Source organism: Bythopirellula goksoeyrii, from assembly GCF_008065115.1.
In the GTDB taxonomy this organism is placed as follows: Bacteria; Planctomycetota; Planctomycetia; order Pirellulales; family Lacipirellulaceae; genus Bythopirellula; species Bythopirellula goksoeyrii.
This window is the reverse complement of sequence record NZ_CP042913.1, coordinates 1,447,942-1,472,687: the sequence shown is the minus strand read 5'-3', so window position 1 is coordinate 1,472,687 and position 24,746 is coordinate 1,447,942. Positions and strand designations below refer to the sequence as shown.

Below are 24,746 nucleotides of genomic sequence, written 5' to 3'. Positions count from 1 at the left end.
ACAAGAATGAATACAGCTTCTCTAAGCGAACCGATTCGCCAACCAAATATATCGCTGTGGACCCGCTTCGCCTGGAAAGAGTACCGCATGTTGCGGGGTTTTTGGCTGGCGATCCTCGTGCTTGGTGTGCTGGAGCAGTGGATTTCGACCCTGATGATGATAGATGCCCATCAGATTCCAGGTTGGCTGTTTAGCTCGGCTTGGGGCGCAGCGGCCCTCTATGCAGTGGGGGCGGCGGTCACGCTCTTTGGTGCCGAAAACGAAGAACGCACTCGCGGCTTCTTGCAGCTATTGCCCGGTCGCTGGCAGCCGATGTTTTTTGCTAAGCTGGCCGTCGCGGTGGGTAGTTCTCTATTGCTTGCCGGGTTGCTGTGCGTGATAGGATGGATTATCGCGGGGGGCGAATGGCCCACGGCCAGCCAGCGAATACTCTCGCTATCTGTAGCCGGGGTGGCAGTTGTCGAAGCAACGGTCTGGGGCCTGTTGTTCTCGCTCTTGTGGAAACAACCTCTCATGGCGGCAGTCACTGCGATGGCAGTCGCTTCGTTTGGTTCTCAGGTCGCCATCGGCTTGACGCCCAACCTCATGGACTCGTTCAGTGCAGAGTCCTATCAGTCGGCCGTGCCGATCCGGCTGGCGATTTGTCTGGTGGTGTTTGCAGTAGATGTGATGCTTGGGAGCAGGTGGCTTGAACCGTTGGGGATGAAAGGGAAGCGACGGAAGGAGCGAGTTTCCGAGGACGCACGGTTGGTTGCTGCTAAGCCGCTAGTGGCTGGCGTTGAGATGGCAGAACCTTGGCGGCGGCGGATGCTCTCAAGACTGCTGTGGCAGTCGTGGCGGGAATCGTGGAAGACGATTTTGGCCGCGATTCCGCTTGGCCTGTTGCTTACCGTTTCTTGTTTTATTCCTATAGCACTTCTCGGTCGGAGTGATTCAACGGCACCCTTGCTGATCCTCCCGCTGTTGATCCTCCCGGCACTGTTTGGTGCGTTGGTATTCCGTAACGATCAGAAGCGAAATCATCGGCTCTTCTTGGCAACGCATTCAGCCAGACCTCGCTATGCGTGGTTGGCTCGGCAGATTGTATGGCTGGCATCTCTCATCCTTGTCCTGTATATGATTCGCTTCTGCTTCTGGCGAATTATCCCGGTGGAGACAGCCGGGCAGATTGCATCATCTCTGTTGGACTTTGGATTTAATCGTGAATTTCGTGGAGACTATTACAATGCCTCGGATTGGTTGCAAAGTTGGTGGCGAGGTCAAATGAAGATTGCCAATCACCGGATGACTTGGGGGACTTGGAGCGCCGTGTTGGCAGCATACGGCTTGGGTCAGTTTTTCTCGCTGGCCTTCAAACGCGAGGTGCTGGCCGGTTTTCTTGCGATCCTCTTTTCGGTGTTGCTGGCTGCGTGGTCGCTGGTAGTTTTTTACTGGCAATTGAATCCCCTCTGGTTTGTGCTGCCCCTGGCCGCCGGAGCGCTCACGGCAACATGGCTGCGAATGCCGGATTGGCTCGTGGGGAATAAATCGTTCCGCCATTGGCTCTTGCCAGCCGTGTCGCTGGGACTGCCAGTGTTGTTCATTTCACTGTATCTCCCGTTTACCAGACTAGCGCAACTCGATTTGCCTAGGCCGACGTTCCCTTTCTTGCAGGGATCTTTGGAAGCATCCTTGAAAAAGTTTGAACAAGATCAAATTGCACGCAACGAATCGGTCGCTCGTTTCGAGATTATTGCTAGCGAAACAGCAATGGAACTCGAAGAAGAATTAGTGCGCATGGAGCGCTTTGAAGGAGTCACCATTAATGGAAAGACTTATGACGAATTCGGCATTAGCCTTGCTGAAGTAGAAGAGTACCGCTTTGGGAAGAGGAAGTTGCTGAAACCTGAAGTGAAAGAAACTTTGAATCGCTTTGAGGCCGAAAAAGGTCGAATTTACCAAGAGTTCCAAGAATCACATCTGGAAAGACTTGCTAATAGACTCTCCAAAATGGAATTCCCAGTGCCTCTCTATCCTGCGAAGAAGAAATATCGACACATTCACATTCCCGCCGCGAACCTTGTTTTGGATTTTTTTGAAGAGTTTGTTCGTCGAATGGAGGCGAACGAACTCGACGAAGCGTGGGACTATTTGCACGTCGATCTCTCCCTTGACCCTGATGAATTCCTCCAGAGTCCTCGATTTGAAAAAAAAATCCGTGATTGGGCAACCTATCCTCATCAGTCGAGTGAACGAATCAGGTCAGCCATCGCGGACTTAGAAGAAGTCTTTTCAAGCTTAGCACTTCCTCGAAATCAAGTCTTGCAGGACTATCTCGCCACTCGTGATGTGATTCTAGAAAAGGAATTGCCGCAGTTTATGAATGACCGTAATCACCAGTATTTTGCATATCTGGGGAACAAGCTCTCCTGGGAACGTGATCGAGCGTTGCTCGCGCTTAATTACTTCGCATCGCAGGCGATCAACTATTGCGATGCCGTGGAGATGCTCACCAGGGATGAGTCGCCCAGTCCAGATATAAAATCGGGAGAGGTAAGGAAACTCTTGTCGCTGGTCCCGTACTCAAAGCTCTTTGCCGTGAATCGGATCGCTTTCGCAGACGACTGGCAGGATTTCATCCGGGCATGCAACTGGAGCTACGCTGGCAGCACAAGCTTTTTTGCCTCCAGAGAGTTTGCGAGTGGCCATAACTTACGCCACTTGCTCCGGGAATGGGCGCGAGCAGAGACCAATCGTCGGGCACTGCTGGTCCAACTTGCACTATTGGCATATCGAATCGATCATAAGGAGTATCCCGAGGAACTCGCTGAATTAATACCTGAATACTTAGAAAAGATGCCTTTGGATCCTTACTCCGGGAGTGAGTTTGTCTACCACTCTACGGGATTAAAGTACCCTCTCATATTGGGTTCTGTACCTCCCAGGAGCGACGTGGGAACTATCGATGAGATTCCTGCCCACACGCCGCTCTTCTGGAGTGTGCTTGATTTTGATAGTCGATTGGAAGAAACAACTCTCTATGAATCGGATGGGGAAGTCTTCACAGAAGGATATAGCGGCGAGGGTGGCCACGGTGGAGAGTTCGGCGGCTTTGGAGGGAGCTATGAGGCTATCCAATCTTTTCAGGGCAAGCGGTGGAAGGTGTATTTACTTGATGGGACTTACGGTTCGGGAGATAGCTGGAGAAATCTGGTCTACGTTCTGCCCACAGACTCTGAATAAACCGGTACGAGCGATAGCACTGGTTCGGGAACAACGTTGCGATTTCGATAACCGATGCCGGAACTGTGCACGGCTTGTTCCGGCCTACAGTCCACGGACCACTGACAACCAACCTATTTCCCCTTCTGCCCCCAATGTTCCGGAGAGCGCCAGAGTCCGGAAATCAATAGCTCGCGGATGAAGGTGAACTCTCGGGGGAGTCGGTCGTAGAGATTGAAAAATAGCTCGTCGTGCGATGCAATCTCTTTCATCCAGTCGTTGCGATCCACGCTCATCAACTGCCGGTATTGTTCCTCGGAGAAATCCAAGCCTTGCCAATGGATGTCCTCGTACTTGGGCATCCAGCCAAGCGGACATTCAATCCCAACCGCCTTGCCTTGCGAACGTTCGACGACCCATTGCAAAATACGCATGTTTTCACTGAAGCCGGGCCATAAGAAATTACCCTCGGCATCCTTTCGGAACCAGTTCACATTGAAGATCCGCGGCGGCACGGGAAGCTGACGGCCAAAGTTGAGCCAGTGATTAAAGTAGTCCCCCATGTGGTAGCCACAGAACGGGAGCATCGCAAAGGGATCGCGGCGAACCTTGCCCAGTTCGCCGAAGGCAGCAGCAGTCATTTCTGATCCCATCGTTGCGCCCATGTACACGCCAAACGCCCAGTTAAACGATTGGTAGACCAACGGCAAGACTGTGCTACGGCGACCCCCGAAGATGAACGCAGAAATCGGCACACCGTCGGGATTATCGTATTCGGGGTCGGCACAAGGGCACTGCGAAAGTGGGGCGGTGAAACGGCTATTGGGATGGGCAGCCTTTTTGTCGCTTGCCGGTGTCCAATCATTCCCTTGCCAATCGATGGCATGCTCAGGGGGAGGGCCATCCATCCCTTCCCACCACACGTCACCCTCGTCGGTTAGCGCCACATTGGTAAAGATCGTGTTCGCACGGATCGAGGCCATCGCGTTGGGGTTGGTCTCTTCGTTCGTGCCGGGGGCGACGCCGAAGAAACCCGCCTCGGGGTTGATCGCATAAATCTTGCCGTCTTCGCCCGGCTTGATCCAGGCAATGTCGTCCCCCACGGTAGTGACTTCCCAACCTTCCTCCTGAAATTCCTTCGGGGGAACCAGCATCGCAAAATTCGTCTTGCCACACGCACTGGGAAACGCCGCGGCGACATAAGTCTTCTTGCCCGAAGGATCCTTCACACCGGTGATCAACATATGCTCAGCAAGCCAACCCTGCTCCCGGGCCAAGACCGAAGCAATTCGCAAGGCGAAACACTTCTTGCCCAACAAGGCATTGCCGCCGTAGCCGGAACCATAGCTCCAGATCGTTCGTTCCTTGGGAAAGTGGACAATGTACTTGTTCTGGGGATCGGGACTACACGGCCAAGGGACATCTTTCACCCCTGCGGTAAGCGGCATTCCTACTGCGTGGAGGCACTTGATAAACTCCCCTTCGCCCAATGCTTCCAGCACTGCCGTTCCCATGCGGGTCATGATCCGCATATTGGTGACCACATACGGCGAGTCGGTGATCTGAATCCCGATGTGTGCAATGCGCGAACCAATGGGCCCCATGCTGAAGGGAATCACGTAGAGCGTACGACCCTGCATGCAACCCTCGAACTTGGGCGTGAGCAGGGCCTTCATTTCCTTGGGGGCCATCCAGTTGTTGGTGGGACCCGCTTCGCCTTTGCTCAGTGAGCAGATGAAAGTCCGGTCTTCGACTCGGGCGACGTCACTCGGATGACTGCGGGCAAGGAACGAGTTGGGCCGTAGGTCGGGATTCAGCCGGATGAAAGTGCCGCTCTCGACCATTTCGTTGCAAAGTGAGTCGTATTCTTCCTGCGAGCCGTCACACCAATGCACGGCTTCTGGCTGGCAGAGGGCGACCATCTTGTCGACCCATTTGACTAACTCGGGGTTGTTGACCGCACTAGGAACTTCTGCCATTACCGTGGACATCCTGATTCTCCTCGATTATTTCCAACCAGCGGCTAACTGGTGCTCGCACGAAGGCCTCCTACAGAGATTGTGACCGCTAGGGGACACAACTGCAACCAAAGTTTTTTACAGGAAGAAAACGGAGAATCGAAGAAATCGAAGATTGCCACAAGAAGCACAAAAAGTCACAGCAAGGAGTAATACTCACCAGCTTCGAACTTCACTTTTTTTGTGCCTACTCGTGCTTCTTGTGGCTAACTTCTCCAGCGCCCACTGGCAATCATGGGAACAAGCAAGCCTAAGAGCAACGTGTTTGACAAAGGCTCGGGCACCGCTAACGGCAGTCCTGAGAGTGGGGCAGAGTAGGCCGACTGCCAGAAGGCCAGATCATCCGCATCAACGTCGCCGTCCCGGTCGGCATCTCCTTCGGCATGAGTTGCACCAATCGATATGCCGACGCCTCGTTGCCAAGAGAGAAAATCGCTGCCATCAATGTCGCCATCGGAATCGAAATCTGCCGAAGGGTTCGCTGAAAGAGTAAAAGCGACGATGGTATTTTGGCTGACAGGATCGCCATCGTCGACCACACCCAAGAGAACCCAATCGCCATTTGCCAGTCGAGGGCCAAGTGTGAGGCCTTCGAGATTTTGACCGCTAGACCCGTCTATTGCTCCGGACCAAAGTATTTGCTTGGAAACCGGGACATAGTTTTCACCGAATAGTCCTGAATCGAAGGTCTCGTCACTCAAATCTGTGGCACCTGCGGGATCGACTTCGTAGATTCGGTTGAGATAAAGAGGTGAGGTGAAAGCCACAGAGCGCTCCAGGGCAAGAAGCGTACCGTCTGGAAGCAAAACAAGATCACTTAGCCCGCTTTGGGGGGATCCAATTGTACTCGTGCCATGAATTGGATCTACTTCGTAGGCATACTGTTCGGCCGGGCTAACGCTATCACCTGCTACATCCATCCGCAGCAATCGCACAGTGGTGCCAGCAGAAGATGTCGCCAATGGACCATCGACTGTGAGCGCCTGTTCATTTGCCGTCCACATGGTCGTGCCATCAGGACTCCGGGCGAGGGATTCGAAGCCTCGATTGGCTCGGCTATTGCCAAACACTGGTGGGATTGCCACGTTTTGCAATTGACTACCAGTAGCCAAACTGAATTCGCGGACCCCAGGAGTATTTTCTTCGGCAAGATACACGCTATTACGCGTTGAACTCGTGTATGCGATCCCCTCGAAATCAAAGCTAGGTGACAGGATTTGCGAACTGACTGCTTTAGCCAGAAACAAGGTTCCATCGGGGTCGAATACCACGTCGAAAGTGAGCAGTACACCTCCCTCATTCTGCACGGCCGCAAAGCGGTGCAACAGGGTTGTGGCGGGTAATGGGGATAGTCCGAGATAAGTAACACCGCTCATTTGGCTAACCGCACCCACCGCAGAGGTATCGAGCAACACAGTACTGGGAGGAGCGAGATTCCAGTTAGCGGCCTGGCAGAAAGCAGAATGCCCGCTGAAAACTACGGCGAACAGGAGCAAGCAATACTTAATCTTCATCACCATCATTCGCTTACTTTGGTACAGGCTTCTCAGGAGGTGCCTCAGTCTTGTCGGCTTGTTCCTTGTCAGATTTTGCAGGGGGAGGCAGGGGAGGTTCGCCCGTATCTACAAGCAAATAGCCGGACCAGAAAAAAGGATGCTCTGCGGTAGGCAGTTCATCAACATTTCCCAAGCTCACCCTGGGCTCCAACCCCGGTTCCAACTGAATTACTTTGGCGACTTCAATGCAGCGTTGCCAGGCATCGGCAGCGGAGGTGCGATGGAGTTCCTGCACAAATTCGCGGACGAGCTGCATGGTAGATTCACCGCCGACTATCCACCGGCTGAGCAGAATCGTCTGCGCACCGGTCGACATGAGGCCACAACTGGCCAGAAATAATTCGTTGCCCGGCGGGGCTTGGCTCCCTCGTCGGCGGGATGTCTTGCCGCCGTTTTCGGCGATCGTGTGTGCGCCGGGAAAAACCATCCGTTGGGGACCACGCAGCGGCAAGGCCAACCAGGCAGCAAGCTCCCCGTCGTGTCCCTCGCGGGCATTAGGGATCGGCGACCAAGCGAGCGGTTCATTGCGGTCGATGTCAAACTCATCGAGCACAACCAACGCATCTAATAGCGAAGCAATCACTGGAGTCGATACGGGAGTTGGGTCCGGCAATTCGATCAAATTCGGCATCGCCGTCTGCAGTGGCTCGAGCAATTCGGCTTTTGTATCGTCTTTATCTCCTGGCACGAGTTCATCGCCGATGATGCTTGAGTGCTGCACGCGTCTCCAAGGCTCGGCATGACCGAAGGCCAATCCCATTGTAGGGACGACTCGAATTCGCGAGAGTGAAGTAAGCGGGACGGTGCGGTCCTCAAGTTTAATCGGAATCGCATTGAGAGGCACATACCAGACCAATCCGTCCGGCACGACAACCAGTTCATCCATCGAGTCGGGATCGATCGAAGAGCCATCGAACAACGCGTGGAATAATTCCTGGCCAGACTCCATCCAGTCAGTCGACTCCAACTGTTTTTCATTGATGGGATTATTGCGATCGCCGCTTCCCAGATCGCGCAGAAATTGGCTTAACGAGCGGGCAATCGCACCACTGGGTCCGCAGTTCCAACTTGTCGAAGCGCGGTCGGTAACCAGGAATCCAAGTAGGTCACCGGCCGTCTCATGAAAAATGACTACTGCCTGACCAGGCTTGAGCACGCCTTGCAACTCAGCGATAGAGACAATTTGAGGAAACCCAAATTGGCTCGTAGTTCGACCCAAGCTCATCTTGCCTAACAGACGCTCACGCTCGGCAAGATTTTCCGACCACTTTTTCCAGAGCTTGGATAGTGCCTGCTGGTCCTCGTTGCTCATCTTGGGCTTCCATTGCTCACGGAGTTGGTTCTGAATCTGCCGCCCAGATTTGAGCAAGTCTTGATAGTTGGGAAAGCGCATCAAGAGATCGTGTTGCAAGGTGCGCTCTGCGGGGGAGAGAGTGTTCGAGGGGCTTTCGAGGGTTTGGCGGAGTGCTGCGATGCGTCCCCCCAACGGGAGTGAACGGAAAAAGCGGCGACGCTTGGCAAGGTCAGACACCTCCAAGGCTGCCAACTTGTCTCTGCGTTCCAGAAGCGCAATCAACCAGCGGTCGAAAGAGCCATCCAACGGTGCCTTCATGATGGCCATCGTTTCCAAAGGCCGAAAAGCCCAATCCACCGCATGCGGGTCGCTGAGCAATTTGCCATACACGTCGTTTGCAGAGCTAGCGCGCAACTGCTGTTGATCGAACCATCGATCTGCCAATTGCAACTGCAACATGCGATTGGACATTGCCATTTGATTGGCAAGTGCTTCATTAAGCACATTGATGGCAGTCGGTTTACCCAGTTCAGCAAGCACGCGGGCCTCAAGGAACTGAGACCAGTTGCCCAGCAGTCCCGTACGTGCATCGCCGAGGCGAGCTTGCCCCGTTTGCAACGTGGAGGCTGCCTCGCGCCAGTTTTCCGAGTTCATCCATTCTTCGGCCCTTGCAAAGCATAGTCGGGCAAAGATGTGATCAAACCGTTCGCGACGAGCCCAGGCGGCGGCATTGTCGAGCGCTGGGTTTGGTTCAGGATTGGGTGCAGCGAGACGATTCTGACTCGCTAGCCGAAAGGCTTCATCAATCACCCCGGCATCTTCGTAGTAGAAAGCTGAGTAACTAGCCTCGGCGAATAACCGGTCCGCTAGATCGAACTTGCCTGCTTCCATTGCGAGCCTACCTTGCTCCAGCAGGGCAACGCAGGTGAGAGGGTGATCGAATCGACCAGCTAGTCGCTCGGCACGTTTCAACATACTGTTGGCCTGATCCAGATTGCCCTGCCCGGCGTAGGCAAGTCCCAATTGCAAGTCGGCCCAGGCATTGGACCAATGGTTGGGGGGAGCGATACCACTTGAGAGCTTGTTGACCATCTCACGAGAAATAGGATCGTGAACTGCCAAGGGGCCAAGCAGTTCATTGCGACGCCGAATAGCAAGCGATGTAGCTCGGACAATCTCCATCACATTGATTTGCCACATTTGCATCTGACGCAGCACCCCACCTTGTTGCGCGACTTGATTCTGTGTCGCAAGATCATCGCCCATCTGGATAGGAAGCGTCTCCGGAATGTCGCCCAGGATGAATTGCCGAGTGCTGGTCCCCCAAGGGATGGCCGTACGGCCGAGACTTGCATCGGGGCGAGGATCGGAAGTGAAATTGACCTGCAGCATCCATTTCGGATCTTGCAGAAACATCGAGCAGGCCTGATCGAACTGTTCCAAGGCAAGCGCTGGTTGACCTGCATGGTAAAGAACCTCGCCCCATGCAGCGTGATAGCAAATTGCGTCGATCCACCGCTCAGTTACCCCGATTCGAATGGACCCGCGTGCTTCACGATTGAGAGCCCGCAAGGCATCGCGGTATTCGCCGCGATAGAGGTCGTTGAAGGCCTCGAAATAGGCTTGGCTGGGTATCGTTTCTGTGAGTAGCCCGGGTACAAATTGGCCCCGGGAAATGCTAGGCCAGCACAGCGACATCAAGCACACCACAAGGAGCGCAAAAGATCGTCGAAGAGATAGAATCATCGCTAGCACCTTGTAGTTGCAATTTGCCACCGTCTCACATCGCGACACATGTCCCAGACTCCTCCATTCTAACAATTGCCGCGGAAAAGGCGATTTCGCAAACCCGCTTCTTCACCCATTTTGAAGCGCGAATTTCACGCCTGGCGAGCTTGAATGCTAGCTTCGAACGGTTTTTCGTAGCAATTTCCAAGCTGATGTGAAAGTTTGTCGATCGGGGGGACGATAACGGTTATGCACGCCAATGATTTGTTACTGGCGCGGCGGAGTCCCTCCTGTAGGAGCATCGAACGTGAAAACCTTTTCTACCAAAATCCAAAACCGCGTGACAACGCTGGCCTGTGGGCTCTTTATGCTGTTGTCGCTTGCCTCGTTGGGTTGCCAAGCCGAATATGCTGGCCAAACATTGCCCAGTGCTTACTACTTGACTGACGACGTGCAGTATTACGCTCCAGGTCCTGAATTCAAACTGGCCCGCGAGGCGGCAGCTCTCAAGGAGCAGGCAGCAACGACGGTCAGTGAGCCACAACGCTAAGCATCGTTCACCGACTCACCGAGTCTGACAAAGACAGAGGTACCGAGAGTAGTACGATTTTTGCCGCTTGATCTCGACGATTGCTCCAAGGTCGAGAACGAGATTGGGGGGGACGGCACCTCAGTGGCAGACGTCTGAGGGGCGCGAACGCAACTGCGTCGCGTGCCTCAGGCGTCTTCGCCCGAGGAACGGCTAGTAAAGTCTACGCGATCGCTGGTTTCGCTTTTGTTTCGTTTTCTTGGCATTCTCTCGTCAGTCGCGATTTGAGCCAGTGTGTTAGTCGCACCCCTTGGGCTCGGAAAGCATTCCACGGGTAGTAGCTATATCGATAGCTCGTTTCAACATCGGTGCGAAATCGTCGCTTGAAGTCGTAGTCTCCCATGCCAAGGTCCAACGATTGGTCTCCCCGCTCAAAACTGTCTTCGAGAAATTTGGAAAGCAAAACCTTTCCAACTCCCAAATCTCGCTCGGAGGTTAGATATCCCATGCGCAAACCACTAATCTCACCTTGAGAGTAATAGTTGTACTGGTACGCAACCGGTTTGCCATTGAACTGCAAGATTGCTAAATCGAGCATGCCGAGCCGCGCTGCATGAGCATGACATTCGGTAAGGAAACCAAGCACACTTCCGTGGCAAAGTGTGTTCCCTTGGGTGACCGAAGCTTGCCAACTCTCCCGCGATACATCGACGCATTGATCGAACAGATCCCAACGAGGATCTCCATCTCCTTGGGATGCGGGCTGGGGACGATGACGAATAAACTCCACTTCACCTTCCTGTTGGAGCTTGCGCGTCTGTCGGCCGATTTCATGCCGCCATTTCTTGGAGAGCCCTTGCCTGTACTCGTCCCAATTAGAACCCGCAAATCGAATGACAGAGCTTTCTTGATACGGGTCAGCCTGTGGCTGCCAACCCACAGCAGACATCGCTCGACGCGTCACGTCGCCAGTGCCGGAGTGGTCCGGTGTCCAACAGAGTTCAATTGCGTCCCAATTGCGAGACGTGTTGCGCAGATGTTGCATCGCCATGAAAAGGGTAGCCGACCGATTGGGCCCCAGCGGCCCGTACCACATTCCCCAATCACTCAAGGGATAAGTGAGTACCCGCACTTTGGTGAGGCGATGTTGTTTCTTTACGATGCAGAGGGGAACGATGCCAATCGTCGAATCGCTGGCACGGACGATCAAAACTCGCATCTGCTGGTTCTTGCCATAGTGCTTCCAGAATGTGACAAACCAGTCGTAGGTCTGAAAGAAGGAGGCTTGGGGAGTCTGCAGATGGAGCGCATTCCAAGCCAATTGATAGGATTGAAGTTCTTCGAGCGAGTTGATTTCGATGACTTCAGCCATAGCGATACCTGCTGCCAATTCCGGTGAACCGTCGTAGCAGCTAGTATTTTGCAAGGTTTGTGCCAATCGTTGTCTTGAAGAGTGGAACTGATAAGATGCACTTGGTACAAGGCAAGTCTAGCGGAAGAAATCGCTGGTATTGCCTTCACGCCATGTGGCACTTTGGCATCATGTTGAGGTTACGCAACAGCCAATGCTGGATTTAACTAGCCACAGAGTTCACAGAGACTACGGAGGGAGTGTATGAGTTCGATTCGACTCTGAGCTCTTTGTGAACTTGGTTCCCTTTTTTTGTTCGACCATATTTCTTGGTACTATTGTGAAGAATTCTGTGTGGAAACAACTGGCGTCTTCGATTCATTCTAGCGGACGGCTAGCTGTGATTGCCATCACTGGTGGAGGAAGTCAGGCTGTCGGCAAATTGCTTTCAGTGCCGGGGGGATCGCAGACGCTGCTCGAAGCAGTGGTGCCCTATTCGCTTGCGGCGCTCACAGACTTTCTAGGAGGCGCACCCGATCAAGCATGCAGCGAACCGACAGCACGGGCGATGGCTATGACTGCTTGGATGCGAGCCAAGAAGCTTGGTGCCGACCCGCTCTCGGCAGTCGGCGTGGGCGTCACCGCAAGTCTGATAAGCGATGTACCCAAGCGGGGGGAACATCGCATCCATGTGGGAGTACAAACGGCAATCGCTACGACTTCCTATTCCCTCACGCTGACAAAAGGGAAACGAACTCGAGAGCAAGAGGAACGACTCTCAGCACGACTCTTGCTTCTGGCTCTGGGGGAAGCTTGCAAGGCGGACGACGATGCTTGTCACGCAAGGTTCGAAAGGATGTTGCTCGATGGAGAGCAGATTCAACGCGGTCAACAACAGGCCCTTGCTCAGTGGACTCAACTCTTGCTCGGCAAACAGCCATACGTTCTATTGCCACCAACGACAAACAAGGCGCTTCCCAAAGTGCTTTTTCCCGGGGCCTTCAATCCACTGCATGAAGGACACCGGCTCATGGCGGAAATTGCAGAGCAATTAACGCAGTCGAATGTTTCATATGAGATGTCAGTCACTAACGTCGACAAACCCCCGCTTGACTTTGTAGAGATTTCCAACCGACTTGCCAGCATCGCAAAGCACGATCCCACACGAAGTGTTCTGCTGACAGCTGCCCCCACATTCAGTGAGAAAGCAGCACTTGCGTCAAACTGTACGTTTGTCGTGGGGGCAGATACGCTGCAAAGAATCGCCGACCTGCACTACTACGGCGATGACACCAAGCTCCGCGATCTAGCAATACGTAATATTGGTGAAGCGAATTGTCGTTTTCTGGTTTTCGGCAGGAAATTGGAGGGAGAGTTCTGTTCGCTGAGCGACTTGGAAATCCCTCTTGAGTTAACTGAGCTTTGTGAGGAAGTTCCTGAATCGCAATTTCGCGAAGATGTAAGCTCCTCGGCGCTAAGGGAGCGGCAATAGACTTGCAAGCTATTTGGGGAAACTAAGGCTGTTGCTCGGGGACAAATCGCAGTCGTGTTACTCGAATGCCGTCAAGTTGCGGATTGAGAGCGGCAAGCCAATACTTACCGTCGCGAACTATGATTTCAGGAGCAGCAACAGCAAGTGTCGCGACTATTTTCGAGTCGTCCTCGATACCGAAATCTGTGGGGTCTGCTGATCGATAGACGGTCGTAATAGGTTTTCCTTTGTAGTTCGAAGTGCGAAACAAGTAAAAGTAGCCACCATGACTGACTACGTGAGGACATTCGGCTTGATACCACTGTGATCCAGGTGTTCCGCCAGAGAGTACCTTGACGGGCGACGAATGGGACCAGTCACGTAAGTTGCGCGAGCGACGAACAAACATGGCACCTTTGAGACCGGGCATGGCCGAGTAGTAGCAGTGCCAATTCCCGTCGATTTCCAACAGCATGGCGTCACGAGCATTATTCCCTTCGCCCTCAGTAAAAAGCTGGGGACCCTTGCTGCCTATCGAAGCCCGGCGAAATGCTTTTCCATCATCACTTTCCGCTAGGCAGATATTGACCCAATCGCCATAAAACATCAGATACTTGTCACCCTGTCTAATTACATAGGGTGCCTGCAAGCCACCCCGCCTTTCGCCAAAATCGGGGTCAGCTCGCATAGCAATGCCCAATGGTTTCCAATTGGAATCGGTGAGATTACTTCCCTCCCAGCGATGGAATAGACGCGTGACACCGTCTTCCTTTGTATTGCGAATGCACGACCATAACTGCCAGGTGCCGTCTGCCGCCTGCCAGATCCCAAAGTCTACTGGCTCTTGTTTATCACTTGTTAATTCGCCGAGGTCTGGATTGCCTGCAATTTGCCACCATCCTTGCTCGTCGATTTTCGGTATGGCTGGTGCTTCAAGCCCAGCCTGTCTGCCATTTTGCTGAATCCGTGCGGCTGCCGGGAGCGGTGCTGCGAAGAGATTGCGTATCACAGCCGGATATTTCTTCAATTCGCGGAGACCATTGCTCCATGCGCGTGGATCAGACTGATCGAGGGTATCGGCTTCGCCAAGACAGATTGCTAGATAGGCTGCTCGGGCAGCATCAGGTCCCGATTTCAATAGATCGCTCGGCAGCTGCTCTACAAACTGGTTGCGCAAAGCCGACTGCTCAGCAGAGGGCGAGGCCAGTCGTTCGACGCTGGCTGGCGGCTGGGTGCGTATCTGATAGGTGAGTTGGCCGCTCTGTTTGGATTCTGAACCATCATTGTTCAATATAACCAGCCTTGCGCAGTCAATAAGCTTGTTTTCGAATCCCGAGATAGTTTCATCGCTTGGCATCGCATCACGAGTCGTGTTCCGGTAGACGTCCCTGATATCCCAACCTTGTTCATCCATCCATTTCCGGCCTTTGATTACGCCGAGAATCGTCCCGGATGTGGCAGCGTTGTTGTCACAGTCCCAGCCGAAGTTGAAGGCGAGTTGCATTGTTTCAACCAGATCGCCTTCTCCGTAAAGAAGGGCGGCGACTGTTGCGGCGGTATTCAACTCGTAGCCGTTCTGATCGCGGAAGCTTCCATTATGAACCTGCAACCGCTCTTTGATTGACTTTCGAGCAATTCGCCAGTCTTCGGGATGTTGAGCATGAAGGTCCCTAACTTCGCCGACAATCGTGGCCACGTTTGATCGTGGGTCGACACTTGCGATGCCGGCATCCAGGATTTCCTCGATGTCGCTAGTAACAAAGGCAGTGGCGATCATCGCAGTAAAAAGCTGTGTTGCCTGAGCGGGTTCACCATCAATTACAATACGGGTGTAGTGAAGACCGATCCGAGAGGCTGTCTGCGGCATGGCCGGCGCCATGAGTCCGAATGATTCACAGCCAAATTGTCCCGCAATATTGAATTCCGACCAAGGATTGAGCACGCTGCTGCCGGTGAGGGGAGGTTCCAATCCGATTTCCATAAGATCGCGCGCATATCGGTTGGCGCACCAGATTGCTCTATTGATGTGCGTCTTCCATAGCTCGACAATTCTCGCTGGCGGCAGTTCTACCTGTCCGCTTCGCGCAATCTCCGAAACGATTACCCATTCCAAATCCGTGTCGTCGTCTGTGCGAGCACCTTCCGGTAGCGAAGGGACATAGTTCGCCACATTTCCGGGCTCATCTAGATATTTGAATTCATGTGGAAGCCCGTTCAAGTTGCCGAGAATCTGAGCGAGCAAGCCTCCTCGTATCTTATCTTGGAGTACTTCATCCGAGATCTGGACAACAGGGCTTTCGCTGCCGACATCGGCCGCGTTGGAAACCTGTCCCACAGTGAGGAACAGGATACCAAGTACAAGAGCAAGCTGCCTAAAATTCATGACAATATAGATCCCCACAAACAAACGCTAATCATCACGATCAAATAGTAAGCAATCGACAATTTGATCTACATAATCGCCTGGCGGATCAAGCGCCGACCTGTTCAGCAGAATGACTACGGCCGCTTGGCGATTGGGAAAGCGTTGAAGCATCAACGAAAATCCACGCGTTTCACCGGCGTGCATGGTGCGTCGCTCACCTCGGTAGGTATCCAGAAACCAGCCGTAGCCATAGTCCTGCTGGCCACGATCGGATCTGACCTGCGGAGTGAACATCTTTGTATAGGACGAGTCGCTTAGCAAGTGTTCTTGATCCAAGTCGGTAATCCAGAGTTCCAGGTCGTCGAGTGAGGAATAGACTCCGCCATCACCCCGCACGGCGCTTGTTAAGCTTTGGTCGCCAACGATCCAATTCTTTTCGGAATCCAATTCGTGTCCAAATGCCCTCTCAGGGACACGATTCATGCCTGCCACATACAACAACGACCTGTTCATACCTAGGGGCTTGAACACCTCGGTTCGCAGGAAATCCTGGAACCGACAATCGGCTGCAGCTTCGACGATCAAACCGAGCAATGCGTAACCAGAATTGGAGTAAGCGAATTTCGCACCCGGTTCAAAAAGGGGCTTCTCGGTTGCCCGCAGCAATTCCAGCACGTTGAGATCCATTAGCTGCAAAGTCGTGCCTTCGGGAATCAAATTCTCATAGTCCGGCAATCCAGAAGTATGTGACAGCAAGTGGTGGACAGTGATGTTGTGCCAATAGTCGGGACACTCCGGAAAAAAGCGGTCAATGGTATCGTCGAGCTCTACAACTTTTTGATCTACCAGGAGCAGAATTGCCGTCGCTGTGAATTGCTTGCTGACAGACGCCAGGCGAAAATTGGTCGACGTTGTACAGGGCTCCGTTTCATCAAAGCGGCGATTTCCCCAGGCATGTTTGAAGATCACTTTGCCTTCGTCAACGGCCATCACTGCCGCGCCCACGTGCCTCGGCAGCAATTCTTCCACCTGTTCTACTAGAAGTGAGTCCTCTGCCCAGACGCGCCCCATGCCGAGCACTATCAAGAGAGCCAGACAACCAGACCTGATCAGACGGCGAGTTAACATAGAATTCTTCTTAAACCCAATTGGAAAAAAGAAAAGAATGAATGCGAGTGCGAATTGCACGCTGCTCAGCTAACGAGACGACACTTGAAGCAGAGCCATGGTACTCACTAAAAGAGCTGAATGCAAAGCCAAGAGGTTTTAGCGTCGCGAAAATCGTTAGGTAGCACTTCAATAGAACTGATTTCAGCCTCATAAATGGTCGGTTGGGTGCGATAACCAGGGACGCGAAAGCTAGTTGCAACGCTCTGGGCATTGAGATTGAAGTTTCGGAGATTCAGCGACGAGTGCTTTCTAAAACAAGCGTCGTCATGCTTGCCAGAGGTAATGGCAACGATCCTGAAAACGACCTCGAAGCCACCAACGACTTGAGCTTGGACTCTCAAGTATGAAGTCAGGGCGACCGCGAATACTCGCTTCTGCGCAGGAAAGGGGGAGTTTTGTAACGCGAGTTCAGTCGCGAACAAAAAACAAAATTAAAAACTCGGCATCGAATGCTCGTTTTCCTGCGGTTTGGCAACAATTCTCTCTTAGTTTTTTTAGAAAAAACTCCGCCACTCCGTGACAAAACCCTTGCGCTGCGGGTCACCACAGGCGAGCGGGGAGCGTCAGCGCCCTGCTAATGGCTGGCGTGTCCATACCAGCGCGCAAGTGCAGAGGCCTAACGACCCTGACGCGTCAGAAAATTGATCAATGTTCGGTTGTAAAAGAGCGCGCAGACGCTGTTGCAGCCTCCCATTATCACGATTTGAGTGGCCCATTTCTACAAGAATTCTTGTGCCAGTCGAGAGCCAGAACTTGTAGGCCGGAACGAGCAAGGCGAGTTCCGGCACGATGGGGGGATGGGTGTAGCGTTCGACTTTATTGGCCTCAGGCAAGCGAACTGGGTCTCGCATCAATCATTCGTCCAGTTGCAACAAAGAATAAGTACTCCCCATTGGCTGTCCAAACATTGGGGTCCACCTCAGTCTGCTATTGGTTGGATTCTTCAGGATATAAACTGTATCCGGGAATAGTTAGCTTTGGCCAAGGATCATTACCATGTGAGATTTTGAGCTCGGGCTCCTTATTGGGGTCTCTAAAGGCTTGTGGAAAGTATTTCATCAGATCATTTCGTATCTTTTCATCCATACGTTCTTCTGGCTCCAGACGGAACCATTTTCTTGGGATGCGTGCGTCTGTAACAATTGCATACCCATTGTCATAAACAAGTGGTGTTTCAACCCAACCGTTGTCCACGCTCCGGTACGATCCGTTTGACCTTCCATTGTGCAGGACAACTATTTCAAGTTCCTCTATTTCCAGAGCCTTGGTGATTAGTGAGAAGTTCTCCGAATGGATATTAACAATACTCCATTCGGCACGTTCTTCTCTAGAGTCGGCCATTTTGGCTTTCGTGAAACTTACTCTCAAATAGTTTCCCACTTCCCAAGGAGGTAGAGATGTTCGACCAAAATCCATAGCCGTTCCAAAGAAAGTGAGCTGTCGAATAGGGAGAACCATTCTTTCCACTACTCTCGGTGATAAGATAGAAAGTTTCTCTGTTTCAATCGGAATGACCTCAGGGTAGAGAGCTTCCTCCGCATTCGACGAGAAGCAGAGAAGAATCTCCATGGCAAGTATTACCAATGACGAACAAGCATTTGTGCGAAAGTGGTACATCGATAATCACTCATCTGGAAAATGATTTAGACAGAGAAATGAGACGCACTAAGGCGATTTTAGTCCACTGATTATGAAAAGTCAGCCTGAGTAAACAAATGCATAGCTAGCACAGTTCAGTGATATTTGCTGGCAATCTATGCCCATTGGTTAGCCATTCAGTAGTGTATGCGGTCATACTCGACTTTGCTGATCTTGCTACCATGAGGGCCAAGATAGAAGTCTTTTCCGCAGAGAGTAACGATTGCCTGTGCAGAAGCCTTGTGGCGACGATACTTAGGCAGAGAATCTACAAGGTTGGGCACGATGCATCTCCGATTCTGAGGACTGAAAACGGTATGTACCGTCTTGGTCCAAGGATTTAGAGCTGCACTGCCAACGTAGGCAGGTAATGTAAATGCTTGTTTCAGCTTGACTCAAAGTCAGTGCTCCCCGTTGGAATGGAACCAACAACATAATGATTAAGATTCAGTGCATTAGTACTGAAAACTCAGAGAAAAACAGTATTTCTCGACAGCGCGCAGCTTCTGGCGCAGCAGTTGATGCAGAAAACACCCCTCTCGACCCTGACCTGGCGACAGTCATCGAACAGTGGGCCAGCCTCCCGAAGGCGATCAAGTCAGGCATTTTGGCGATGGTGGGATCTGCGGTGGAGAAGTGAGGGGGTTGCGTACTGCTGTAGTTCATGAGTTTGCCCAAAGCAGACTGCCCTCGCGCAGGAGAAGTTGGACAGAGAAGTAGGACACACAATGTGCTGGCAGTCGACACAACCGCCTAGATCAGCAGTATCGCTCAGTTGTGTCACCAAGCTGGTAGGTTCCAAAAGTACAAAGGGGGGACTTAGAGCTTAAGTATGCCCTTCCAGAAACGATAACACATTCTCTCCGACAACAATCCCCGGGAGACACGAACTTAGAGTGGTCTATCGTGTAAAATACCTTGTGTCGGTCTTGTCGTGCAGAACTCCTAAATCGTAATAGTACGCGATTCGCGACTTTAAACCTCGCCATTCTAATCGCACCCATTGCCGAGCAGTTCAAGGGAGAGCAATCTGGGGCAAGCGTAAACAGTTGATCGAACAATCTCGAAATCGTCTGATGGGACCCATCGGAAGAGGATCTTCTACCATCCTCCCCCCGGGTTCGCCTTGGGGGTACCTAGTTAGCCACATCAAAACTGACGCACACAAACCCTTGTTAATATAGGCAAAACAACGCCCTCCTAGGATAGAATCGAAAGTGAGTTAGTCCAGATATTAATCCCGCCCCCACCCCTTCAGGTACCATCGGGATGACTTACTAGTTCGCCTGCTCCCGATCCGAGATTTTTGCGCTCCATCCGGTAGCACCAAATCGTAAGAAGCTCCAAATACCAGTGAGCCACAAGCTTCGAGGATTCCAAGGCTTATTATCCCTTGGCAAAACTCAACGACACTTTCGCGAATTGGAGTAGGGGGAAATAGTAGGGAGTACGAATTGGACTTCAATCAGTTCTCTGGACGCCGTGGACAACGCGCTCAAGAAATCGACCCGCTCTCAATGCATCCATTCGTGAGCGTCGACTGAGAGTTGTTTTCTTGGGCGGCAAGTCAGACCTCTCGGGTGACCAGCTGACGCCTAACGAGCGAGGTCAAAATGCCTATTAAGATAAGGGTACTTGATGATACTTCGGGAATTTGCGTTGAGACTGCCGAATATGGTGTGGCTGTACCATAGGTCTCCTGCCAGTCGTCAAAATCCTGTCTACTTAGTGCAACAGGAGAATCACCGCGCTGCCAGGACAAGAAGTCTTCGCCGTCAACGTCCCCATCAAGATCGAAGTCTCCTGGAATTGGTTCGACTACTAGAAAAGATTTGTTCGATATGAGTTCGCCGTTTACACGAAAATTAACATTCCAAACTCCAAGATCGGGGGAACTTGGTAGATCTACTCCAATATTCCAAAACCCTACGGTCAAGCCATTTTCATCTGTCCATTGGTAGTTTGCATATTGAGAACCATTGGGACGTAGGAATTGAAAACTGATTTCGGAGCCAGCAGAAATGCCGTATAGGTAATTCCACATGACTGCCAGTTGTCCTGATCCATCCTCGACTGAGTAAATACCTTGATGATGAACGCCAGCTTCAACCTCAGTCTGTGTCGGCCAATGGTTCGCAATTCCAGAGTCAAGTACGCCAGGTACATCACCCGTGTACGGCAATGGGTCGTACCACCATTGGTCGGGGTTCTTGTAGGTCTCGACCGGATTTCCGTTCTGATAGACTGCGAAATGTAGATGTGGTCCAGTGGACCCCCCCGAACTTCCAACCAAGCCCACTTGCTGCCCAGCAATCACGGAGTCTCCTACTTGGACTGAAACGGAATCTTTTTTGAGATGGGCATAGGTGGTGCGAATCCCTCCCCCATGATCTATGACCACTAAATTGCCTATTTCACCTGGTGGATTTGGGTTTGACGGAGCCCAACGATCGAAGGCGCCGTCCATTGCAGTGACAACAGTACCCGGGGCAGCCGCTAAGACTGTGACACCTTCGTCCATTTTTCGGAAATGAGCCAGTCCTATATCTAGTGCGTCGTGTCCATCATAAGTGTAGTTACCCCCTCGATAGTCAGAATCTGCTATAGGGCGCGTATCGACATCGTTGTAATTTCCTATAACCCAGTCCTCAAAAGCAGTGCCGCCTAGCGGAAAGACCAACTTAATTTGCGCGCGTAATGTCTGACTTGACGTCAACAGGAAAACGAAACATATCCCCATGGATATGCATTTCGACGCGCGGGACGAACCCGACTCAATTGTGTGAATCATCTATGTTCCTATGCTCCTTTGCTTAGTTTGCAAGAAATCCGCCATCTACCGGGAGCGTCACACCATGAATCATCTCAGCCTGATCGCTGAGTAAGAATACAACCGCATTGGCTATGTCGATTGGCTTTGCGAATCTTCCCAAGGGGATTTGGGACAGCATCCCGTTTCGCTTCTCGGGATCACTCCATGCAACTTCTCCCATAGGGGTCAATGTGACCGTTGGGTTGAGGGCGTTGACGCGGATCTGATGCATGCCCAATTCCAATGCCATCACTCGAGTTAATTGGTCCAGTGCTCCTTTTGAAGCACAGTAAGCCGCATGATCGGTTAAGGCAACCTTAGAGGCTTGGCTGGAGAGATTGACGATTGCTCCTCCTTGGCCTCTCTGGACCATTCCTCGTGCAATTGTCTGGCTGATGATGAGGACAGCTCGCAAATTGACCGACATAGTCTGTTCGAAGGCCTCAAGAGATGTATTCAGGAAGGGTTGTGGGATTGAAACTCCCGCATTATTGATCAACAAATCGATAGCGCCAGCCTGCTTTGCAGCTTTTTCTGCCTCGATTGGATCGCCGATGTCGGCTTGGAGGGTCTGGCATCCGATCTCAGAAGCCAGCGAATCCAGATCTGCCCTAGTGCGACTTAGTGCAATGACTTCGGCGCCGCATGAAGTCAGCATCGTAGCGATGACTCGACCGATGCCTTTGCCTGCACCTGTTACCAGAGCTCGTTTTCCGTGAAATTGTATTTGCATGTAGTTGTTCCGATTCTTTCCCTCTACCGTTTTCACTGAAGATTGATTTTTTCCGTGGCTAGGAATCCTCTTCTGATACAGTACTTGTTTACTATTTGACTAATACAATCTGCGCCTTAACACTACTGGGCGACATGTTTGCTGCATATTCAAACGCCTTGATACCATCTTCAAAATCAAATGTGTCTGTGATCAGTGGCTTGACGTCGATTTTGCCACTTGCCATTAATTTAAGCGCGGAAGGATAAACATGGGCGTAGCGAAAAACGTGCTCCACGCGAGCCTCTTTGATTGATGCACCAACTACATCATAGGAGATCGATTCGTTGGGCATGCCAATAAACACCACCGTTCCGCCAGGACACAGAGTGTCGAAGACGGACGAAGCGGAGCGGGCATTTCCACTCGCTTCAAATACAACTTCAGCTCCCCAGCCGTCGGAAAAATTATCTACGACCGAGGCCAAATTCTCTTTCGTAATATTTACTGCGCGGATCGGACCGAGTTTTTCAGCAAGATCCAGTTTTTCCTGCTGGACATCGGTGATTATGACACGGCTTGCCCCGGCGGCGAGAGCAGCAATTGCAGTTACCATTCCAATGGGGCCTGCTCCCATGACAACTGCGAGATCACCAGCTCTGATACGTGATTTGTTCACTGCGTGCATTCCTACCGCAAGCGGTTCAACCATAGCCGCTTCGGCAAAACTTACGTTCTCTGGAATCTTGAAAGTAAAGGTTGCCGGATGCACAACTTCAGGTCGCAAGCAACCGTGAACCGGCGGAGTCGCCCAAAACCTCACAGCCGGATCCAGGTTGTAGATTCCTAGTCTTGTCGCTTTGCTATTAGGATCGGGAATTCCAGGTTCCATGCATACACGGTCCCCAATCTTCAGGTGACTCACCATTGAGCCTGCATCCACGACCGTTCCCGATGCCTCATGCCCAAGTACCATCGGTGCCTTCACAACAAAAGGACCGATACGTCCATGTTGATAGTAGTGGACGTCAGAACCGCATATTCCTACGGTGTGAATTCGAATTCGAACATCTAAGTCACCGAGCTGTTCGTCCATATCAATAGATCGCAGCTCAAGCTGTCTTGCCTTCTCTAGCACGATCGCCGGCATGCTTCGCAGACTACTCATACGACCCTCCTTGCTGTTGTGAAGAATCTGGCACGCGCCCCATCCAAAGCGGGGTGACAACAAACCATACTATTGTCGCTATCAACATGAATAGTTTGGTCTTATCCAGATCCATCTGTCCTGCAAGAAACAAGATTGAGGGCAGAATGACGCTCAACAATGCTATCACTGACAAAACTTGCAGGAGAATTCGCATGGCTTAAAGGACCTCGCTCACAGAGTGTACGTAATTTGGTTTTCCCTGAAATAGTCGACTCATCACAATGTAAAGGGCCGCTGCGATAAACCAGCCAGGAAGGCTAACGAAGAAAATCTGTATCCCAAAGAATTGGACCAAGACAATGCAAATTGCTATTGAAACGAACCATGCAAGTGCAGCTGCAGTATTGAAAGAACTCCCCGTTCGTTCAGCAAAGTTGTCCTGAAAACCAAATTTGCGGCTTAACCAAAAATCAACAAAAATTACTGCTCCCATTGGCATGAGTACTAATCCATACAGCGCTATGAACTCTAGAAACTTCATTGCTATCGCGGGAAACATGCCAGCCACTGTAGCCAGAGTGCCTGCAACGAGGGTTGCCGAAAAACGTGATGCTTTTGGCATTATCGATTGAAAAGCAAGCCCAGAGCGGTATATGGTAGGGTTTGCTGTCGTCCAACCGGCGATGACTACGCATAGTAAACCCGCTACACCGCACACTTTGTAAGCCATTGGGCCGGGGAGTACATCTGTATTACTTGGATCTTCAAACAACTGGAGAGCGTACAGCAGCGATGCCGCTATCCATGCCAAGAAGTGACCCAGAAACATGCCAGATGCAGGAGAAACTCCGTACCACGACTTTCGAGCGAATCGAAATATAGTCAGGTCAGACATGCCCATGTGCATTGCGATATTGCAGAACCATGCAAAAAAAGTCACATGCCAAAATGTAAATTTAGTTTGACCCGGCAATGGCTCTCCCCCTTTCCAGATTTTGGATTCAGCAAAGTACCACAAGTCAGAAAGAGAGCTAATCTCTGTCCCGCTAACTTCGATAAAAAGTCGAAAGGCAATGATGCCAATTGCCAAGAATACGAGGACAAGCCAAGGAGCGGCGATATTTGCAAATTTGGATACGGTTTCGTAACCGTAAGCTGCCACTACCGACATCAAGGTACCAACACACAATACGGCAACAACCCAGCCAATGCTATTAGGGTACAAGTCATCCAGTTGGGGCATGGGAAAGCTAAAACAAACACCAAGAGCAGTGGCAGCTACAGTTATCATAGAAGCTGCTAGAAGACAAAACATGAGACCGTTTACAAGGTTGTAGATTACAACTAAGCGGCGACCGCAAATCTTCTCGAGTTGGTAATAGAGCGTCAAACGAGATCGGGTTGCAATTGGTGCAGTAAGTAATAACCAGCTTAGAACGGCTAATAAATTACCTACAATCAATCCTGCTATCAGGTCGAATGCACCGACTCCTGCTGCCACAAATAGAGGGCCAATCATCAATTCTGTACCGGCGGTATGTTCACCCGCATACATCCCAACAAAACTCTTAAATCCAAGCCTCGCATGCTCGTGGACTGGCTCGCGCTGGTAATCGCTGTCGGCAGAAGATTGTTTCGATTGCTGGTCCATGCGGGTCTTTTAGATTATGTGAATTGGTTTTTGGTGTTATGATGAAATACTAGGTGTGCTGAATAAGGCCGATATTGTTTTCTGTTAACTGTGCAAGCCA

At 51.7% G+C, this 24,746-nt stretch carries 16 protein-coding genes; 4 read left to right on the top strand and 12 right to left on the bottom strand.

The genetic code is table 11. The annotated features are described in order from the left end of the window. Window positions 1–6: 6 nt before the first annotated feature. Entirely contained in the window at window positions 7–3,222 is a 3,216-nt protein-coding gene (locus Pr1d_RS05865) for a hypothetical protein (RefSeq protein ID WP_148072658.1), read from the top strand. A 113-nt stretch (window positions 3,223–3,335) separates the two neighbouring features. Here Pr1d_RS05865 and Pr1d_RS05860 read toward each other — a convergent pair whose 3' ends face one another. The 3 genes from Pr1d_RS05860 to Pr1d_RS05850 all read right to left on the bottom strand — a co-directional run bounded on the left by Pr1d_RS05860 (window position 3,336) and on the right by Pr1d_RS05850 (window position 9,815). Further along, on the bottom strand, window positions 3,336–5,192 hold the full coding sequence (locus Pr1d_RS05860) for a phosphoenolpyruvate carboxykinase (GTP) (protein WP_148072657.1): 1,857 nt from the start codon (window positions 5,190–5,192) through the stop codon (window positions 3,336–3,338). A gap of 233 nt (window positions 5,193–5,425) precedes the next feature. Further along, window positions 5,426–6,733 carry an esterase-like activity of phytase family protein gene (locus Pr1d_RS05855; RefSeq protein ID WP_168205077.1) on the bottom strand — a complete coding sequence of 436 codons (1,308 nt, stop codon included), beginning with the start codon at window positions 6,731–6,733 and terminating at the stop codon, window positions 5,426–5,428. Between the two features lie 13 nt (window positions 6,734–6,746). Next, window positions 6,747–9,815 (bottom strand): tetratricopeptide repeat protein, encoded by a 3,069-nt coding sequence (locus Pr1d_RS05850; RefSeq protein ID WP_148072655.1) that lies wholly within the window; start codon window positions 9,813–9,815, stop codon window positions 6,747–6,749. A gap of 289 nt (window positions 9,816–10,104) precedes the next feature. Here Pr1d_RS05850 and Pr1d_RS05845 point away from each other — a divergent pair, with 289 nt between their 5' ends. Next, window positions 10,105–10,347, top strand: a complete 243-nt coding sequence (locus Pr1d_RS05845; RefSeq protein WP_238476645.1) for a hypothetical protein — start codon at window positions 10,105–10,107, stop codon at window positions 10,345–10,347. 202 nt (window positions 10,348–10,549) lie between these two features. Here the strand turns inward: Pr1d_RS05845 and Pr1d_RS05840 are convergent, their stop codons facing one another. Continuing rightward, the gene (locus tag Pr1d_RS05840) at window positions 10,550–11,698 is read right to left on the bottom strand and encodes a GNAT family N-acetyltransferase (RefSeq protein WP_148072654.1); all 1,149 of its coding nucleotides are present in this window, start codon (window positions 11,696–11,698) and stop codon (window positions 10,550–10,552) included. A 331-nt stretch (window positions 11,699–12,029) separates the two neighbouring features. Here Pr1d_RS05840 and Pr1d_RS05835 point away from each other — a divergent pair, with 331 nt between their 5' ends. Beyond that, entirely contained in the window at window positions 12,030–13,169 is a 1,140-nt protein-coding gene (locus tag Pr1d_RS05835) for a hypothetical protein (protein WP_148072653.1), read from the top strand. Between the two features lie 22 nt (window positions 13,170–13,191). On the opposite strand, the gene Pr1d_RS05830 is transcribed toward Pr1d_RS05835, so the two are convergent. The 4 genes from Pr1d_RS05830 to Pr1d_RS05815 form a co-directional block, all read right to left on the bottom strand. Beyond that, the gene (locus Pr1d_RS05830) at window positions 13,192–15,531 is read right to left on the bottom strand and encodes an ADP-ribosylglycohydrolase family protein (protein ID WP_148072652.1); all 2,340 of its coding nucleotides are present in this window, start codon (window positions 15,529–15,531) and stop codon (window positions 13,192–13,194) included. Between the two features lie 27 nt (window positions 15,532–15,558). After that, window positions 15,559–16,641: a serine hydrolase domain-containing protein gene (locus Pr1d_RS05825; protein WP_148072651.1), complete on the bottom strand. Its 1,083-nt coding sequence runs from the start codon at window positions 16,639–16,641 to the stop codon at window positions 15,559–15,561. A 605-nt stretch (window positions 16,642–17,246) separates the two neighbouring features. Further along, window positions 17,247–17,534 (bottom strand): hypothetical protein, encoded by a 288-nt coding sequence (locus tag Pr1d_RS05820; protein ID WP_148072650.1) that lies wholly within the window; start codon window positions 17,532–17,534, stop codon window positions 17,247–17,249. Between the two features lie 76 nt (window positions 17,535–17,610). Continuing rightward, on the bottom strand, window positions 17,611–18,252 hold the full coding sequence (locus Pr1d_RS05815) for a hypothetical protein (RefSeq protein WP_148072649.1): 642 nt from the start codon (window positions 18,250–18,252) through the stop codon (window positions 17,611–17,613). A 505-nt stretch (window positions 18,253–18,757) separates the two neighbouring features. Between Pr1d_RS05815 and Pr1d_RS05810 the strand changes: the two genes are divergently transcribed. Beyond that, window positions 18,758–18,961 carry a hypothetical protein gene (locus Pr1d_RS05810; protein ID WP_148072648.1) on the top strand — a complete coding sequence of 68 codons (204 nt, stop codon included), beginning with the start codon at window positions 18,758–18,760 and terminating at the stop codon, window positions 18,959–18,961. Window positions 18,962–19,888: 927 nt separating this feature from the next. On the opposite strand, the gene Pr1d_RS05805 is transcribed toward Pr1d_RS05810, so the two are convergent. From Pr1d_RS05805 to Pr1d_RS05790, 4 genes are all read right to left on the bottom strand, one after another. Continuing rightward, the gene (locus Pr1d_RS05805; protein ID WP_168205076.1) at window positions 19,889–21,001 is read right to left on the bottom strand and encodes a peptidoglycan DD-metalloendopeptidase family protein; all 1,113 of its coding nucleotides are present in this window, start codon (window positions 20,999–21,001) and stop codon (window positions 19,889–19,891) included. Between the two features lie 133 nt (window positions 21,002–21,134). After that, on the bottom strand, window positions 21,135–21,866 hold the full coding sequence (locus Pr1d_RS05800) for a glucose 1-dehydrogenase (protein WP_210417897.1): 732 nt from the start codon (window positions 21,864–21,866) through the stop codon (window positions 21,135–21,137). A 91-nt stretch (window positions 21,867–21,957) separates the two neighbouring features. Further along, window positions 21,958–23,013: an NAD(P)-dependent alcohol dehydrogenase gene (locus Pr1d_RS05795; protein WP_210417896.1), complete on the bottom strand. Its 1,056-nt coding sequence runs from the start codon at window positions 23,011–23,013 to the stop codon at window positions 21,958–21,960. 199 nt (window positions 23,014–23,212) lie between these two features. Beyond that, a complete protein-coding gene (locus Pr1d_RS05790) occupies window positions 23,213–24,646 on the bottom strand; it encodes a purine-cytosine permease family protein (protein WP_148072646.1) in 1,434 nt (477 codons plus the stop codon). Window positions 24,647–24,746: the final 100 nt, after the last annotated feature.